This is a genomic window from Streptomyces capitiformicae, from assembly GCF_002214185.1.
In the GTDB taxonomy this organism is placed as follows: Bacteria; Actinomycetota; Actinomycetes; order Streptomycetales; family Streptomycetaceae; genus Streptomyces; species Streptomyces capitiformicae.
This window is the reverse complement of the sequence record NZ_CP022161.1, coordinates 5,286,320-5,302,905: the sequence shown is the minus strand read 5'-3', so window position 1 is coordinate 5,302,905 and position 16,586 is coordinate 5,286,320. Positions and strand designations below refer to the sequence as shown.

General features: G+C 69.4%; 11 protein-coding genes and 4 pseudogenes. 4 read left to right on the top strand and 11 right to left on the bottom strand.

The window, feature by feature from the left end; translation table 11 throughout:
• Nucleotides 1-14: 14 nt before the first annotated feature.
• Together CES90_RS23635 and CES90_RS23630 are read left to right on the top strand one after the other, a co-directional pair.
• Nucleotides 15-848, top strand: coding sequence for a pectate lyase (locus tag CES90_RS23635; protein WP_189783703.1), 834 nt, complete (start codon nucleotides 15-17; stop codon nucleotides 846-848).
• Nucleotides 849-876: 28 nt separating this feature from the next.
• Nucleotides 877-2,559, top strand: coding sequence for a rhamnogalacturonan lyase B N-terminal domain-containing protein (locus CES90_RS23630; RefSeq protein WP_189783702.1), 1,683 nt, complete (start codon nucleotides 877-879; stop codon nucleotides 2,557-2,559).
• 106 nt (nucleotides 2,560-2,665) lie between these two features.
• Here CES90_RS23630 and CES90_RS23625 read toward each other — a convergent pair whose 3' ends face one another.
• The gene (locus CES90_RS23625; RefSeq protein ID WP_189783701.1) at nucleotides 2,666-3,820 is read right to left on the bottom strand and encodes a right-handed parallel beta-helix repeat-containing protein; all 1,155 of its coding nucleotides are present in this window, start codon (nucleotides 3,818-3,820) and stop codon (nucleotides 2,666-2,668) included.
• 251 nt (nucleotides 3,821-4,071) lie between these two features.
• Between CES90_RS23625 and CES90_RS23620 the strand changes: the two genes are divergently transcribed.
• Nucleotides 4,072-6,291: a family 43 glycosylhydrolase gene (locus CES90_RS23620; RefSeq protein WP_189783700.1), complete on the top strand. Its 2,220-nt coding sequence runs from the start codon at nucleotides 4,072-4,074 to the stop codon at nucleotides 6,289-6,291.
• Nucleotides 6,292-6,306: 15 nt separating this feature from the next.
• Here CES90_RS23620 and CES90_RS23615 read toward each other — a convergent pair.
• The 10 genes and pseudogenes from CES90_RS23615 to CES90_RS23570 all read right to left on the bottom strand — a co-directional run.
• Nucleotides 6,307-6,830, bottom strand: a pseudogene (locus tag CES90_RS23615) (right-handed parallel beta-helix repeat-containing protein); the annotation flags it as partial.
• Between the two features lies 1 nt (nucleotide 6,831).
• Nucleotides 6,832-7,144 (bottom strand): annotated as a pseudogene (locus CES90_RS49830) (pectinesterase family protein); the annotation flags it as partial.
• A gap of 154 nt (nucleotides 7,145-7,298) precedes the next feature.
• A pseudogene (locus tag CES90_RS23605) lies at nucleotides 7,299-7,763 on the bottom strand (DUF6807 family protein); the annotation flags it as partial.
• A complete protein-coding gene (locus CES90_RS23600; protein ID WP_189783699.1) occupies nucleotides 7,763-8,995 on the bottom strand; it encodes a Gfo/Idh/MocA family protein in 1,233 nt (410 codons plus the stop codon). The gene CES90_RS23600 and the pseudogene CES90_RS23605, both read right to left, overlap by 1 nt.
• Nucleotides 8,992-9,909: pseudogene (locus CES90_RS23595) on the bottom strand (pectate lyase family protein); the annotation flags it as partial. The pseudogene CES90_RS23595 and the gene CES90_RS23600, both read right to left, overlap by 4 nt.
• A 77-nt stretch (nucleotides 9,910-9,986) precedes the next feature.
• Nucleotides 9,987-11,708: an L-arabinonate dehydratase gene (araD, locus tag CES90_RS23590; protein ID WP_189783698.1), complete on the bottom strand. Its 1,722-nt coding sequence runs from the start codon at nucleotides 11,706-11,708 to the stop codon at nucleotides 9,987-9,989.
• Nucleotides 11,705-12,616, bottom strand: a complete 912-nt coding sequence (locus CES90_RS23585; protein ID WP_189783697.1) for a dihydrodipicolinate synthase family protein — start codon at nucleotides 12,614-12,616, stop codon at nucleotides 11,705-11,707. The genes araD and CES90_RS23585 overlap by 4 nt, the downstream gene beginning before the upstream one ends.
• Before the next feature lie 359 nt (nucleotides 12,617-12,975).
• Nucleotides 12,976-13,620, bottom strand: a complete 645-nt coding sequence (locus CES90_RS23580) for a GntR family transcriptional regulator (RefSeq protein ID WP_189783696.1) — start codon at nucleotides 13,618-13,620, stop codon at nucleotides 12,976-12,978.
• Between the two features lie 186 nt (nucleotides 13,621-13,806).
• Entirely contained in the window at nucleotides 13,807-14,556 is a 750-nt protein-coding gene (locus CES90_RS23575; protein WP_189783695.1) for an MBL fold metallo-hydrolase, read from the bottom strand.
• A gap of 51 nt (nucleotides 14,557-14,607) precedes the next feature.
• The gene (locus CES90_RS23570; RefSeq protein ID WP_189783694.1) at nucleotides 14,608-15,201 is read right to left on the bottom strand and encodes a TIGR03086 family metal-binding protein; all 594 of its coding nucleotides are present in this window, start codon (nucleotides 15,199-15,201) and stop codon (nucleotides 14,608-14,610) included.
• Nucleotides 15,202-15,385: 184 nt separating this feature from the next.
• On the opposite strand from CES90_RS23570, the gene CES90_RS23565 reads away from it, so the two are divergent.
• Complete coding sequence (locus CES90_RS23565) at nucleotides 15,386-16,558, top strand: MFS transporter (RefSeq protein WP_229913905.1); 1,173 nt, start codon at nucleotides 15,386-15,388, stop codon at nucleotides 16,556-16,558.
• Nucleotides 16,559-16,586: the final 28 nt, after the last annotated feature.

The window sequence follows — 16,586 nt, the reverse complement described above, 5'->3', positions numbered from 1 at the left end:
CAAGGAACGGGTACATGACCGCACCTGCAGAGCAGCGCGTTCGGCACCGCCGCCGGGTCACCAAGCGGCGGGCCGTGATCGCGTCGGTGGCCACCCTCGGCCTCACCGACGCCGCGTTCGCCACGACGTCGCTGCTGTCCACCGCCGGCGCCGCCACCAGCTGGCCCACGGCCAAGGGCAGCAAGGCCGTCTCCTCGACGATCAAGGTCTCGGGTACGTACGACGGCAAGCTGAAGAAGTTCTTCGGCAAGGGCGCGCTCGGCGACAGCAGCCAGGACGAGGGCCAGGACCCGATCTTCGAGCTGGCCGACGGCGCCGTGCTGCAGAACGTGATCACCGGCGTCCCGGGCGCGGACGGGGTGCACTGCAAGGGCAGTTGCACGCTGCGGAACGTGTGGTGGCTGGACGTCGGTGAGGACGCCGCCAGCTTCAAGGGCAAGTCGTCGAAGGCCGCGTACAAGGTCATCGGGCGTGGCGCGAGGAAGGCCTCGGACAAGGTCTTCCAGTTCAACGGCGCCGGGAAGCTCAGCATCACCGGCTTCAAGGTGCGCAACATCGGCAAGCTGGTGCGCTCTTGCGGCAATTGCAGCAAGCAGTACAAGCGGACGATCACGGTGAGCGACATCGACGCGACCGCGCCTGGGGAGTCGCTGGTCGGCGTCAACCAGAACTACGGCGACACCACCACGCTCTCCAGGATCCGCATTCACGGGGACACCGGCAAGAAGCTCAAGGTGTGCACCCGCTTCCAGGACAACAACTCCGGCAAGGAACCGAAAACGCTCGGCAGCGGCCCCTATGGCACCACCTGCAAGTACAAGTCCTCTGACATCACGACAAGTAAGTGAAGTTTCAAACAGTAACGGAGTGCCACCCTTGAGCACGCACAAGAGACGCCTCACACGCCGACGTGTGCTCGGGGCCACCGCGCTCGGCGTCGCCGCCACCGGCGCCGCCGTCGCGGGCGGCACCGGCCTCCTCTCGCCGGCGTCCGCCGCGGGCTTCGGCTACTCCGACGACGGCAAGAACTACGTCGTGGACACCGGTGCCTCCCTCGTCTTCAAGGTCTCCAAGACCACCGGCGACCTCACGTCCCTGGTCTACAAGGGCAAGGAGTACGAGGGCTACGGCGGCAAGCACTCGCACGTCGAGTCCGGCCTCGGCGCCTCGACCGTCACCGTCAAACAGTCCGGGTCGACGATCCTGATCAAGGCCGTGCACGGCGCGATCACCCAGTGGTACGCGGCCCGCAGCGGCCAGAACAACGTCTACCTGTGGACGAACAAGGCGGACTCCTCCTTCACGGCGACCCGGTTCATCGTCCGGCTCAAGCCCGGGATGTTCCCCAACGAGGGGTCCGACTCCTGGATCGAGGCCTCCGACAAGGTCATCGAGGCCGGTGACGTCTGGAAGCGCGCGGACGGCACCACCCACTCCAAGCACTACTCGGGCAAGCGGGTCATCGACTACGACCACATCGGTTTCACCACCGGTTCGGTCGGCCTGTGGCTCGTCCGCTCCAACCATGAGAAGGCCTCCGGCGGTCCCTTCTACCGCTCGCTGCTGCGCCACTCCAACGACCTGGGCGCCGGGCTCTACGAGATCCTGCACTACAACCAGGCCCAGACCGAGCCGGAACGTTTCGGCCTCCAGGGCCCGTACGTCCTGGCCTTCGCGGACGGCGGGGCGCCCTCTTCTTCCTTGTCGCACGCCAAGCTGGACACCTCCTGGGTGGACGGCCTCGGTATCACCGGCTGGATCGGCAAGGCGGGCCGCGGCAAGGTCGCCGGCGTCGGTCTGAAGGGCATGGACGCCAAGTACGCCTACACGGTCGGCTTCGCCAACGCAGGCGCCCAGTACTGGGCGAAGGCCGCCTCGGGCACCGGCGCCTTCTCCTGCAAGGGGATGCTGCCGGGCACGTACACGCTGACCGTCTACAAGGGCGAGCTGGCCGTGCACACCCGGGAGGTGAAGGTGACCGCCGGCGGTTCGACCGCCCTGAACTCCCTCACCATCACCGGTGACCCCTCCGCCGCGCAGACCGTGTGGCGGCTCGGCGACTGGGACGGCACGCCCGGCGAGTTCAAGAACGCCGAGCTGATGACGTACGCCCACCCCTCCGACGCCCGCGCGGCGAAGTGGACGGGCAACGTCACGATCGGCAGCGGCGATCCGGCCACGTCCTTCCCGGCGTACATGTGGCAGGCGGTCAACGACGGCATCCTGATCTACTTCAAGCTCACCGCCGCCCAGGCCGCCGCCGCGCACACCCTGCGCATCGGCGTCACGGACGCGTTCGCGGGCGGTCGCCCGAGGGTGACGGTGAACAACTGGGTCTCGGCCATCCCGAAGGCCCCGAAGCAGCCGTCCACCCGGTCCTTGACCACGGGTTCCTACCGGGGGAACAACCACACGTTCACGTACCACGTCCCTGCGAGTGCGTGGAAGTCGAACACCAGTGAGTACAACGTCCTGAAGCTCAACATCGTCAGTGGTTCGAGCGGCACGGCCTTCCTGAGCCCCGGCACCTCGTTCGACTGCATGGACCTGCTGGCCTGAGCCCCCCTCGGTCGGCAGCAGTGCCGACTTGAGCCCTCCTCGGCCGGCACGACAGAACACCCCCGCCGGTGACGACCGGCGGGGGTGTTTCGCTGTGTGCCGCGCGCTAGTTCATCGTCGAGCCGATGGTGGTCGAGCCCGTCGTCAGGAAGGTGGTCGCCGGCAGGGAACCGTCCGACTTGCGGGCGCCGTACGCGGTCGCCGCGTCCGTTGACCTGAAGGCCGGAGTCGTGACCCCGCTGTCCCAGTTGTTGGCGGCCGACACCGTGGAGCCGCCCAGCTTCGCCTTCCCCGCCCCGTTGCTCACCGCGAGGTTCCGGGCCAGCCGGGCCTTACCCGTCGCGAAGTAGAACCCGTTCGACTTGTTGGCGTACGCGGTGTTCCGGTTCAGCAGCATGGCGCCGGTGTTGGAGTTCTCGGTGAAGCCGTGCAGGGTGTTGTCCCAGGCGGCGTTGTTGTTGACCGAGTGCGCGACCGACGCACCCCCGCCGCCCAGCTTGAACCCGTTGCCGTTGCCCTCGAACGCGGAGTCGTTCCAGCGGTTCTTGCCGTTGCCGAAGGCCCAGCTGTGCTCGATGGTGACGGGCGAGGAGAACTGCCAGAGGTCGAGCCCGTCATCCGCGTTGTTGTAGAGGCGCGCGCCGGTGATCTTGTTGCCCGTGCCGGAGCCGAACTTCACGGCGATCCCGTCGGCGTTCTGACCGTGGTTCGCGGCGTCGTAGTTGCCGTAACTGTCCAGGTTCCGCACGAGGTTGTTCGTCGTGCCGTCGCCGCGCAGGGTGAAGCCCGAGTCGCCGTTGTTCGCGGTGACGAGGTTCTGGAAGACGCCGCCGACGGAGGAGGTGGCGACGAAGCCCTGGGCCGGGGAGTTCTGGAAGGTGAGGTTCTGGACGGTCCAGTAGTCGCCGTAGATCCCCGCGAGCCAGGAGCCGTCCGCGAGCTTGGATCCGTCGATCCTGACCTTCTCGCTGCCGTACGCGGTGAGCGTGATCCGGGCCGAGGCGGTGCCGTTCGCCGTGGACTTCAGGGTCTTCGCCGGCTGGTACGTGCCGCCACGCACCTGGATGGTCGTACCGGCGACCGCGCTCGCGACGGCGGACTCCAGCTGGGCGGTGCTGGAGACGGTGACCGTGGTGGCGGCGGCCTCGGCACCGTTGTTCGAGAGGCCGGCGTAGACGCCGCCCGCCCCCGCGGCGACGGCCACAGCAGCGGCGATCGACAGGGTGCGGGTTCTGCGGTGGCGTCCGATGCTCTGACGCACGGGCGTTCCTTTCCTTGGCATTGATCGCCCCCGGGGGACGGAGAGAGCGAAGCGGGCCGGAGGGGCCGCCCCGGCCCGCTTCTGATCACTGGTCGCCGCCCGAGCGGAAAGGGTTGCCGTGTCCATGCGAAATCGTTCGAAAGTTTCGCTCGCAGTCTTCACACGCACACCGATTGACGCGCTGAACCCCACTGATCAGACTCCGAGACAGCTCGGCCAACAGAATCCACCAGACTCACACAGGATGTGTCATGCGCCCCACCGCCCGTACGCTCCTGCTCCCCTTCCTGGCCCTCTTCCTCGGCCTACTGGCGGCTCCACCAGGAGCAGCGCAACCCGAACAACAACCACAGAGCTCTGGGAAGTCCATGCAGAGAACGGAGTACGCCGGCTATCTCTTCGCCTACTTCACGGGGGAGGACACCGCCGACGGCGAGCAGATCCGCTACGCCCTCAGCCGTGGCAACGACGCGCTGCACTGGCGTGAGCTGAACGCCGGCAAGCCCGTCCTCACGTCCACCATCGGTGAGAAGGGCCTGCGCGACCCGTTCGTGATCCGCTCCCCCGAGGGCGACAAGTTCTACATGATCGCGACCGACCTGCGCATGTACCAGAACAGCAGCGGCAGTTGGGACCACGTCCAGCGGCACGGCAGCAAGTCCATCATGGTCTGGGAGTCCACCGACCTGGTGAACTGGACCGACCAGCGCCTCGTCAAGGTCTCCCCCGACAACGCGGGCAACACCTGGGCGCCGGAGGCGTACTGGGACGACAGCCTCGACGCGTACGTCGTCTTCTGGGCGTCGAAGCTGTACGCCGACGACGACCCGGACCACACCGGCTCGACGTACAACAAGATGCTGTACGCGACGACGAAGGACTTCCGCACCTTCAGCGAGCCGAAGGTCTGGAACGACCCGGGTTACTCGGTCATCGACTCCACGGTCGTGCAGCACGACGGCACGTACTACCGCTACACCAAGGACGAGCGGGATCCGAACTCCTCCCGCCCCTGCGCGAAGTTCATCACCGGTGAGAAGTCGACGTCGCTGACCTCGACGAAGTACGACTTCGTGGCGGACTGCATCGGCAACGGCGCGATGGACCGCGGCGAGGGACCGACGGTGTTCAAGTCGAACACCGAGGAGAAGTGGTACCTGTTCATCGACGAGTACGGCGGCCGCGGCTACCTGCCCTTCGAGACCACCGACCTCGACTCCGGCAAGTGGACCCCGTCGACGAACTACCAGCTCCCCGCCAGCCCCCGGCACGGCACGGTCATCCCGGTGACGCAGGAGGAGTACGACAGGCTGCTGGCCGCGTATCCGGTGAGCCCCGCCTCGGTGGTGGACGTGACGGCGAAGGGCCAGGAGGGATACGCGATCGTCACGGAGGCTTCCTCGAAGGTCGTCCTGCCGATGGAGCCCGACACGAACCTCCGGCGGCTGGCGCCGAAGCTGTGGGTGGGCGAGGGCGCGACGGTCAGCCCGAGGTCGGGCACACCGCGCGACTTCCGTAAGCGGCAGAAGTACACGGTCACGGCGGCGGACGGCACGAAACGCGTCTGGACGGTCGAGGCGGTGCCGACCCGCAGCCCGGTCCTGCCCGGCCTCTACGCCGACCCCGACGTCAAGTACATGAACGGCCGCTACTGGATCTACCCGACGACGGACGGCTTCCCCGGCTGGAGCGGCACCCGGTTCAAGGCGTTCTCGTCGAAGGACCTGGTCCACTGGAAGGACCACGGCCTGATCCTCGATCTCGGCCCCGATGTGACCTGGGCCGACAAGAACGCCTGGGCCCCGGCGATCGCGGAGCGCGACGGCAAGTACTACTTCTACTTCTGCGCCGAGGGGAACATCGGCGTCGCGGTGTCCGACTCCCCCGCCGGGCCGTTCAAGGACGTCCTCGGCAAACCCCTCGTCGCCAAGGGCCAGTTCAGCGGCCAGGCCATCGACCCGTCGGTCTTCGTCGACGACGACGGGCAGGCGTATCTCTACTGGGGCAATGTGCACGGGTACGTCGTGCCGCTGAACGACGACATGGTGTCGTTCGACACGACCAAGGTGAAGGACATCACCCCGGACAACTACCGGGAGGGCTCCTTCGTGATCAAGCGCGGCGGCACGTACTACTTCATGTGGTCCGAGGACGACACGCGCAGCGAGAACTACCACGTGGCGTACGCGACCGGACCGTCCCCGCTCGGCCCGTGGACCAAGCGGGGGACGATCCTGTCGAAGCGGCCGGAGTACGGCATCCTCGCCACGGGCCACCACTCGGTGGTGAACACGCCGGGTACCGATGACTGGTACATGGTTTACCACCGGTTCGCCCTGAACGGGCCCGGCAAGTCCGGTGGGGACGGCACGCACCGGGAGACGACCATCGATCGCATGGAGTTCGCGGCGGACGGAACGATCAAGCCGGTGGTGCCGACCCTGGAGTCGATCAAGCGGGTCAGGCGGTAACAGGAGGTAACCGGCTCAGTCCATCGTCGCGCCGATCGTCGTGCTGCCCGTGGTCAGGAACGTGGTCACGGGCAGTGCGCCGCTCGACTGCCGGGCGCGTTGAACGTGGTCGAGGCGTTGGTGGACCGGAAGGCGGGCGTCGCGATGCCCGAGTCCCAGTTGTTGCCGGCCGAGACGACGGACGAGCCCTTGTTGACCGAGCCGCTGCCGTTGGAGACGGCCAGATTCTTGCCGAGCCTGGCCACGCCGGTGGCGAAGTAGTAGACCCACTTGGCGTTGGCGTAGGCGGTGGTGCGGTTGATGACGATGGCACCCTTGTTGCTGTTCTCGGTGAAGCCGTTGCCCGCGTTGTCCCAGGCCGCCGAGTTGTTGACGACGTGGGCCACGGTCTCGCCGTCGCCGCCCAGCCTGTAGCCGTTGCCGTCGCCCGCGAAGGCGGAGTCCGACCAGCGGTTCTTGCCGTTGCCCATCGCCCAGGTGTGCTCGACGGTGACGGGGGACGAGAAGGACCAGAAGTCCAGGCCGTCGTCCGATTTGTGCGGAGTCGATGCCGGAGCCGATCCAGGTGTCCCGTACGACCAGCGACGGCCAGGCGGTCGTCTCGTACGAGGGCACCCAGGGCCGGGCGATCTTGTACGCCGCGTCCTCGGCGCCGGAGGTGATCCGGCCGTGGAGGGCAAGGAAGCCGTAGGGGTTGGCACGGGCGGTGGCGGGTGCGAAGACCATGCCCTTGGGTGTGGCAGTGGTGGTAGTACTGCCGGTCGAAGGCGTCGAGCGCGGTGGTGTCCGCGAACAGCGTGTCCTGGTGGGCGAGGAGCCGTACGCGTTCGAAATGCGACCGGTCCCCGGTGACGGAAACCCAGCGGGTGACCGCTGGACTGTCCCGCTCTTAGGAGAGGGAGGAGGTCAATGAACGGCTCTCTTCTACGAGTCGATCAACGGTCGAATAGGCTGCAGGGACGTTCGCGTTGCTGGTGCCGGGGTTCAGGTGCAGCTCACCGTGACCTGCCGATGGACACCGGCGCGCCGGTGGTGTTGGTGAGCGAGAAGGTGAAGTCCAACGCCCAGGCGGTGTCGGTGAGTTCGGTGGCCGCGACCGTACGGCGCTCGCGCAGCAGCTCGCCGGCGGAGGCCATCCAGCGCAGTTCCTCGACGAAGCCGTCGGGGTCGCGCAGCTGGTAGGCGGTGTGGCGCTGGGAGCCGTGGTTGTCGAGCTCGGTCGGGCCCTGGTCGCGGACGTAGGTCCGCCCGCCCCAGAAGTTGTGCCCCTCGACGCCGGGAACGGCGACACCGACGCCGAGGTGGTGGAGGTGGTCGGCGGGGCTCAGCTCGGTGACCGCCGTACCGGACAGGGTGGTGACGGGATGGAGGTAGGGGCGCGGTGAGAGCCGGGCCGGGAGTTCGGGCCGGGTGATGTAACGGCCCACCGGGCGCCCCGCCACCCGCAGGACCAGGGAGTCATTCGTCGTCATCACGTGCTCACCTCTTTCGGTGGAGGTTGCGGGAGCACCCAGGAGGCGCGTGCGGCGAGAGTGCGTGCCAGGCGTCGCGAGACAGGAGGGAGTTCCGCCACACGCCCCAGCTCGGAGTAGAGGGCGAGTTCGTCGGCGGCGGCCGTGACGAGGGCGTCGACACCGTCGACGACGCGGCGGTCCTCCTCGGGCAGCAGGTGCCAGGCGTCGGCGGGAATCGCGATCGGGTCCGGGGCGAGCCGGATGGCCTCGACGACCTTCATGAACGCGCCGGTCTCGTCCGGCGGGACAAGGAGGTCGGTGCCGTCGGCGAGATGGTCGACGAGGTTCTCCAGCAGGTCGGTGCGGCCGTACTCGATCTCCTCCGGGCCGTGTCCGGCCCGCTGCACGAGTACACGGTCCTGCTTGTACCAGAAGGTGATCCGGCCGCTGGTGCCGTGCACCACGTTGTACGGGTCGTCCGGGTGCTCGGCGCACAGGGTGACGGCGACGGTGATCCGGCCGCCGTCGGCGGTGGTGATCCGCACGCACGACGTGTCGTCGGACTCGATGTCGTTGGCCCGCAGCAGCTCGGTCTCGATGGCGTCGACATCCTCGGTACGGGTGGCGCCGCCGAGCGCGAGGCCGGTGGCGACGGCGTGCGCGAGGGGGTTGGTGAGCGCCCCGTCGATCACGTCGACGCCGTTCATGCGCCGCTTGCCGGCCCAGGGAGCCCGCCGGTAGTACGCCTCGGCGCGCGCCCAGGCCCCGGCGCCGCCGATCCCGACGACCTCGCCGATCAGGCCCCCGTCGACCATCCGCCGGATCGCGGGCACCGCGTGCGAGCCCAGCGACTGGAAGCCGATCTGGCAGACCACTCCCGCCTTCGCCACCCCGTCCGCCATCCGGCGGAACTCGGCGTACGACGGCGCCGGCGGCTTCTCCAGCAGGATGTGCACGCCCCGCTCGGCCGCCGTCAGGGCCAGGTCGGTGTGGGTCGGGATCGGGGTGCAGATCACTGCGATCGCGGCACCGGTCGAGTCGAGGAGCGCCCCGAAGTCGGCGGACTGCTCGGGCGTGCCGAGGCCGCCCGGGATCTCGTCGGCGTCCAGCGGGGTCAGCTCGCAGATCCCGGCGAGCCGCACGATCCCCTTGTCCGCCAGCCGACGGATGTTCTCCAGGTGCCAGCGGCCGTGGCCACGGGCGCCCGCGAGGACGATCGGAAGCGGGATGTCGTACTTACTGGTGGTCATCGGATCCTCCCGGCGCCCGCGCCTTGTGCCACCTCGCGGTCGGCCCTCTCGGCGCTGTCGATCTCTTGGTGCAGGGTAGGCGTCCAGCCGACGTCGGGCGCCGTGCCGTTCCAGCTCTTCACCAGGTCGGCGACCTCGACATGGCCTGGAGTGGTGAAGGCTTTGTTCTCCGCGTACACGGCGGACTCGGCGGACTCGGTGGAGACGCCAACGGAGTAGCGGTAGTCGTGGGTGTCGGCCGGGACTGGAATTACGTATCGGTTGTTGTAGAGGTGCACCTGGCCGAAGCGGACGCGGGGCGCGCGCTGGACGACGCCGGTGAACTCGTTGTGGTGCAGGGTCACCCGCAGCTTGCCGCGATCCCCCGTCGCCGTGTCGCCGTTGCCGCTGAGGATCGCTTTGTCGTGGTCGGCGAACCGGCTCCAGGAGACGGTGACGAGGTCGGAGGCGTTGGTGATGTCGAGCAGACCGTCGTGGCGGAGGTGGTTGCGGCCGAAGTACGTCGGCTCGTCCTCGTCCGGGTGGCCCTTGTCGGACAGGGTGACGTGGTCGATCCAGACGTGGCCGGCGCCGCGCAGCCAGATGTTGTCGTACGCCGTCTTCCAGTCGCCGAGGCCGCCGGTGTTGGATTGCCAGACCGGGAAACAGTCGTAGGCGTCGCGGAGTTCGAGGTTGCGGACGATCACGTTGTCCGCGTCCTTGAGCTGGAGACCGGCGCCCTTGAGGGCGGCGCGGTCGCCGAGACCGACGATCGTGGTGTTGGACCCGACGGCCGGCTCGACCCGCTCGGCCCGCTTGGCCGCCGACGCGCGGCGGGCCTCCTCCTGGGGACCGCTGGGCTTGGCGGAGCCCCAGGTGCGCGGGTCGTACGCGGCGAGGTACGCCTTGAGGTCGTAGCCGTCGGTGGCGTAGTCCTCGCTCGACCAGGCGGAGCACCTTGGGTGCGTGGGGGTTGTTCGCGCAGTTCCCCGCGCCCCTTACAAGCCTTCGCTCAGCCGGCGTACGGGTCCTGCACCTTGCCCGGTCTGGCCAGGAACTCGAAGTCGCAGCCGGTGTCGGCCTGGGTGATCTGGTCGTTGTAGAGGGCGCCGTAGCCGCGCTCGTAGCGGGTGGGCGGTGGGGTCCAGTCGGCCCGGCGGCGTTGCAACTCCTCGTCGTCCACGTTGAGCTGGAGGGTGCGCGCCTCGACGTCGAGGGTGATGGAGTCACCGGTGCGGACCAGGGCGAGGGGACCGCCGATGTACGACTCCGGGGCCACATGCAGCGCGCAGGCGCCGTAACTCGTCCCGCTCATCCGGGCGTCGGAGATCCGCACCATGTCCCGTACGCCCTGCTTCAGCAGATGGTCGGGGATGGGCAGCATCCCGTACTCGGGCATGCCCGGGCCGCCCTTGGGCCCGGAGTTGCGCAGCACGAGCACGGTGTCGGCGGTGATGCCGAGGTCCGGGTCGTTGATGGTCCGCTGCATCGTCTTGTAGTCGTCGAAGACGACCGCCGGGCCGGTGTGCTTGAGCAGGTGCGGCTCGGCCGAGATGTGCTTGATGACCGCGCCGTCCGGGCAGAGGTTGCCGCGCAGCACGGCGACTCCGCCCTCGCTCGCGACCGGGTTGTCGCGGGTGCGGATCACGTCGTCGTTGTGGACGAGCGCGCCGTCGAGCTGCTCGCGCATCGTGTCGTACGAGACCGTCGGCCGGTCCAGGTGCAGCAGGTCGGTGATCCGGGACAGGAACCCGGGCAGGCCGCCCGCGAAGTGGAAGTCCTCCATCAGGTACGTCTGCCCGCCGGGCCGGACGTTGGCCAGCACCGGGACCGTACGGGCGATGCGGTCGAAGTCGTCGAGGGTGAGCGTGACGCCCGCCCGGCCGGCCATGGCGATGAGATGGATGACGGCGTTGGTGGAGCCGCCGAGTCCGAGGACGGTGGTGACGGCGTCCTCGAAGGCGTCGGCGGTGAGGATGTCGTTCAACTTGCGGTCCTTGTGGACCAGTTCGACGATCCTGAGCCCGGCCGCGGCGGCCATGCGGTCGTGCCCGGAGTCGACGGCCGGGATGCTCGACGCGCCCGGGACGGTCACCCCAAGTGTCTCGGCGGCGGCGGTGAGCGTGGACGCCGTACCCATCGTCATGCAGTGACCGGGCGAGCGCGCGAGGCCGGACTCCAGCTCGGTCATCTCGCAGTCGCCGATCAGTCCGGCGCGCTTGTCGTCCCAGTACTTCCACATGTCGGTGCCGGAGCCGAGGACCTCGCCCCGCCAGTGCCCCGGCAGCATGGGCCCGGCCGGCACGAACACGGTCGGCAGGTCGACACTGGCCGCGCCCATGAGCAGCGCGGGCGTGGACTTGTCGCAGCCGCCCATCAGCACGGCCCCGTCGACCGGGTAGGAGCGCAGCAGCTCCTCGGTCTCCATCGCGAGCATGTTGCGGTAGAGCATCGGGGTCGGCTTCTGGAAGGTCTCCGAGAGGGTCGAGACCGGGAACTCCAGCGGGAAGCCACCGGCCTGCCACACCCCCCGCTTGACCGCCTGCGCGCGATCACGGAGGTGCACATGACAGGGGTTGATGTCGGACCAGGTGTTGAGGATCGCGATGACCGGCTTGCCGAGGTGCTCCTCGGGCAGGTAGCCGAGCTGGCGGGTACGGGCGCGGTGGCTGAAGGAACGCAGTCCGTCGGTGCCGTACCACTGGTGGCTTCTGAGTTCTTCCGGCTTCTTCATATCGACCACCCGGCGGCTATCGCGGCGACCTCGGCGCGCTCGTCCTCGGGCAGTTGTCTGCTGGGCGGCCGGACGTCGCGGCGGCAGAGGCCGAGGGAGGCGAGGGCCTCCTTGACGACGGTGACGTTGTTCGCGGAACCGTTCGCGGCCCGCAGTTCCTCGAAGCGGCGGATCTGCTCCCAGACCTTCATGGCGGCCGGGAAGTCGCCTGATCGAAGCGCTTCGATCATGTTCAGCGAAACGGCCGGGGAGACGTTCACGAGCCCCGAGGTGAAGCCGGTGGCGCCGGCCGAGAAGTACGAGGGCGCGTACGGCTCGGCCAGCCCCGCGACCCAGACGAAGCGGTCGAGGCCGGCGTCACGGGCGAAGGCGGCGAAGCGGGCGGCGTCCGGGACGGCGTACTTCACCCCGATCACGTTCGGGCAGGCGTCGGCGAGTTCGGCGAGGCGGGCGCCGGTGAGCTGCGCGCTGCGGATGTACGGGACGACACCCAGCTCCGGTACGGCCTCGGCGATGGCCCGGTGGTAGTCGACCCAGCCGCCCTGCGCGACGTACGGGTGGACGGGCTGATGGACCATCACCATCTGGGCGCCGGCCTCGCGGGCGTGCTCGGCGGAGGCGATCGCGGTCGGTACGTCGTGTCCGACGCCGACCAGGATCGCGGCCCGGTCGCCGACCTCGTCCATGGTCAGCTCGGTGACCAGGCACCGCTCTTCGGGGGTGAGGGCGTAGAACTCACCCGTGTTGCCGTTCGGGGTGAGGGTCGTGATGCCTCCGTCGAGCAGCCGACGCAGCAGGGCCCGGTGGGCGCCCTGGTCGACGGTGCCGTCCTCGGCGAACGGAGTCACCGGGATGGCCACCACGTCGGCCAGGGCCGCCCGTTGGGTCTCGAACGTCACGCTGCTCATTGATGACCTTCCTCTTCGAGGATGTGAGGACTGGACCGCGGGGGTTGCCGGGTGGCGGGGCTGGGCCTTGGGGGTGTGGTGAAAGTCCTGTGCGGTGCCCGCGCCCGCCGCGGCAACGGCTGGTGTCACAGCCGGTGCGTGCCCTCGGCGTGCCGGACGAAGGCCCTCGGTGGGGGTCCCCCGCTCGAACGGAGCCGAGAGTGGGGAAGGAGCCCGCTCGAACGGAGCCGAGAGTGAGGGAGGGGCTACTTGGGCGTTTGGCCGGTGCGGCGGTGGGGGCCCCTCCCGCTCGAGCGAAGCCGAGAGTGGGGGAGCCTGCCGGGCGCCGTGGGTGCTGTGCGGGACTTTCACCACACCCCCTAGTCTTCGCGGGCCTCGGGGAAGGCCCGCTCGACGAACGAGGCGATGTGGGCGTGGAGGGCGGCGGCCGCGCCGTCGGCGTCGCCGTCGAGAGCCAGCCGCAGGATCTCGCGGTGTTCGCCGGCCTCCCGTTCCCAGGAGGGGGAGGCGGCCCAGGCGACCGCCGAGACGAGGGCCGCCTGGTCGCGCACCTCGTCGAGCATCCGGCCGAGCAGCGGATTGCCGCAGGGCACGTACAGGGCGCGGTGGAACTCCCGGTTGGCCAGCGACCGTTCGGCGGTGTCGGTGGCCGCGTCGGCCCTGGCCAGCGCCTCGCTCGCCGCGTCCCAGGAGGCGCCGCGCCGCACCGAGCGCCGCAGGGCCTCCGGCTCCAGGAGCAGCCGTACGTCGTAGACCTCGCGTGCCATGTCCGCGTCGACCATGCGCACCGTGACGCCCTTGTACTGGCTCATCACGACGAGCCCCGTCCCGGCCAGCGTCTTGAGCGCCTCGCGAACGGGCGTCTTGGACACCCCGAACTGCGCGGCCAGCTCGGTCTCCACCAGGGCCTGACCCGGTGTCAACTGACCGGTGAGGATGCGGTGTTTGATCCCCTCCAGCACGAACTGCGTGCGGGACGGAATCGGCGTGGGCACAGAGGTCATGCGCGGCCTCTCGGATCTCCGTGGATCCGGATCCCAGTTGGGTCCCTGGAGATCTGATCTCACGTATCGCGTCTCATATATGACGTACGAAGTACGACGCGTTGAAGGTAGGAAGGGCCCCGCGTTTCGTCAATGCTTCCGACAAACGACGAGGTGCTTGCCGTCACATGATCTTGGGATCTTGGGTCACACGATCTTGGTGTCGCCCTCAAGGGCGCACTCGGTGGGTCCGCCGAAGGCCACGGCGGCGCGCGCGGTGGCCGCCAGCGGGGTGAGCGTGGGCCCGACATGGGTGACGAGGAGCCGACTCGCGCCCTTCGCGTAGGCGCCGGCGTCCTCGGGGGTGAGGTGCACGCGGGGTTCGCCATCGCGATGCGTGTCGACGTCCGCCTCGCACAGGAACAGGTCGGCGCCGCCAGCGAGTCGGGGGAGCGCGTCGCACGGTCCGCTGTCCCCGGAGTACGCGAACACGCGCCCCTGACACTCGGCACGCAGCCCGTACGCCTCGACGTCGTGGACGACGGCGTGTGCGGTGAGGGTGAGGTTCCAGTGCCGCGCCGAATGGCCGTCGTACAAGGTCCGGAAGTCGAAGACGCCGCTCAGGAACTCCGTGTCAGGCCGCCCGAAGAACCCCGCGAGCCGCCGCGCGCAGCCGGCCGGCGCGTACACGGGAAGCGGCGCGGGCAGGGTCAGCCCGCCGTACGCGAAGCCGTACATCGCGGCCGCCAGGTCTGCGCTGTGGTCGGCGTGCAGATGGGAGATCCAGATCGCGGTGAGCCGCGTGGGATCCGTGTGCCGCTGCAACTCGGCGAACGTCCCGAACCCCGCGTCCACCCATACCTCGGCCCCTCCCCCGCGCAGCAGATACCCGGAGGCGGGCCGGCCGGGCTGCGGATAGGGGGAGGCGGTGCCGAGGACGGTGAGGCTCAGGGGCATGTGGGGGAGCGTACGGACGCGGGCGTGGCCGTGCGCTCCCTTTGAGCGTTCTTACGGCTTCCAGCCCGGGTCGCGTCCGCTCAGCCCGATCACACGGTCGAGGAGGGGCGCGTCGTCCGGCACGGGCACGACGGGGCCGAAGATGTCGCCGCGGGAGGGATCGTCGACCGCGGCGGCGAGGAAACCGTGGGTGAAGTCCAGGGCCGCCGGGTCGGGTTCGTACGCCTGGCCGGTGGCGCGGGCGAGGTCCCAGCCGTGCACGACGAGTTCGTCGACGGCCACGGCACCGGCGACGGCACCCGGCAGGTCCACCCCGCCCGCCCGGGTCTCCCCGGTCCAGGCGGCCGGGTCACGCCAGGCCTCGACGAGCTCGTCGAGCACCTCGGGCAGGGCCTCGCGCCAGCCGGGTTCGATGTCCGGCAGGACGGTGGTGGGGCTGGTGTCCGTCGTGGGGCCCAGGTCCTTGCGGCCCGCGTCACGGAAGGCGAGGGTGAGGCCGAGCAGATGCCCGAGCAGGTTGCGCACCGCGTACTCCGGGCACGGGGTCGGCTCGGAGAACTGCTCGTCGCTCACTCCGCGCGCGAGCCGGGCGATGATCTGCGCCTGGGGTCCGAGGTCGAGGGTCATCCTGCCGCTGTCTGTCATCCTCTGCTCCTTCACGGGCGTGCCGGGGACGCGGAATTCCGCTCCCGTTGTCCTGTAGACCGACGGCGCACCGGAAACTCATCGCTCACCGCGCGCCCACCCCGCCGAGCGACGGTTTCCTGGGCATCCGCCCGATCCGCCGGGCGGGGCCTTAGCCCCATGCTGACCAGCCATGACATGGACAATGACGCGTGTTCTGCGGAACCGTGACGCGGGTTTGTTCCTGACCGGGGTCGTGGTGTCGGGATTCGGTTCGTCGGCGATGGGGCTGGTGGCGGGTGTCTGGGTCAAGGACCTGACCGGCTCGGACGCACTGGCGGCACTGTGCACGTTCGCCCTGTGGGCCCCACTGCTGGCGGGGCCCCTGCTGGGCACCTTCGCTGACCTCGTCCGACGGCGCCCCCTCCTCATCGGCACCAACCTCGCCCTGGCCGCCCTCCTCCCCACCCTCCTCACAGTGGACGACCGCAGCGGCCTATGGCTCCTCTACGTCGTCCTCCTCACCTACGGCGCTGTAGGCGTCGTCCAGGACGCGGCCGAGTCGGCGCTGGTCACGGTCGCCGTCGACAAGACCCTCCTCGGCGACTTCAACGGCCTGCGGATGACGGCCAACGAGGGCATGAAACTCGTGGCGCCGCCGGCCGGGGCGGGCCTCTACGCCGCGTACGGCGGCGCGACGGTGGCACTCCTGGACGCGATCACGTTCGTGGCGGCGGCGGGGCTGTACGGATTGCTGCGGGCCCGCGAGAACGAGCCGACGCGCACCGGAAAGCCCGAGTCGGTGCGCGCCCGCACCACCGAAGGCGCCCGCCACCTCTTCGCACACCCACGCCTGCGCCCCCTCCTCCTGGCCGGCGGCACGACCATGCTGCTCTCCGGCATCAACGGCGCGCTGATCTACGCGGTGGTCGAGTCCCTCGGCCACTCCCCCGCCCACACCGGCCTCCTCTACGCGGCACAGGGCGTGGGCTCGATCACCATCGGCCTGGCCACGGGCCTCCTCCTGCGCCGCCTCGGCGAACTCCCCTTCGCCGCCTGCGGCACAGCCCTGACCGGCGTGGCCGTGGCGCTCCGCGCGATCCCCGACGACACGGTGGCCCTCGTGTGCAGCACCGCGATCGGCCTCGGCCTCCCCTGCGCCCTGACCGCCACGCTCACTCTCCTCCAACGCGAAACCCCACCCGCCCTACTGGGCCGCGCGACCGCCACCGCCCACACACTCCTCTTCGCCCCGACCGCCCTGGGCATGGCGATCGGCGCGGGGGCAGTGGAACTGGTCGATCTCCAGGGCCTGTTGGTGGGGGTGGGGTCGGCGTTCGTACTGTCGGCGGCCTGGCTTCTGACGACCAGCAAGTAGAGGAGTGACGGCGAGGGCGAAACCCCTC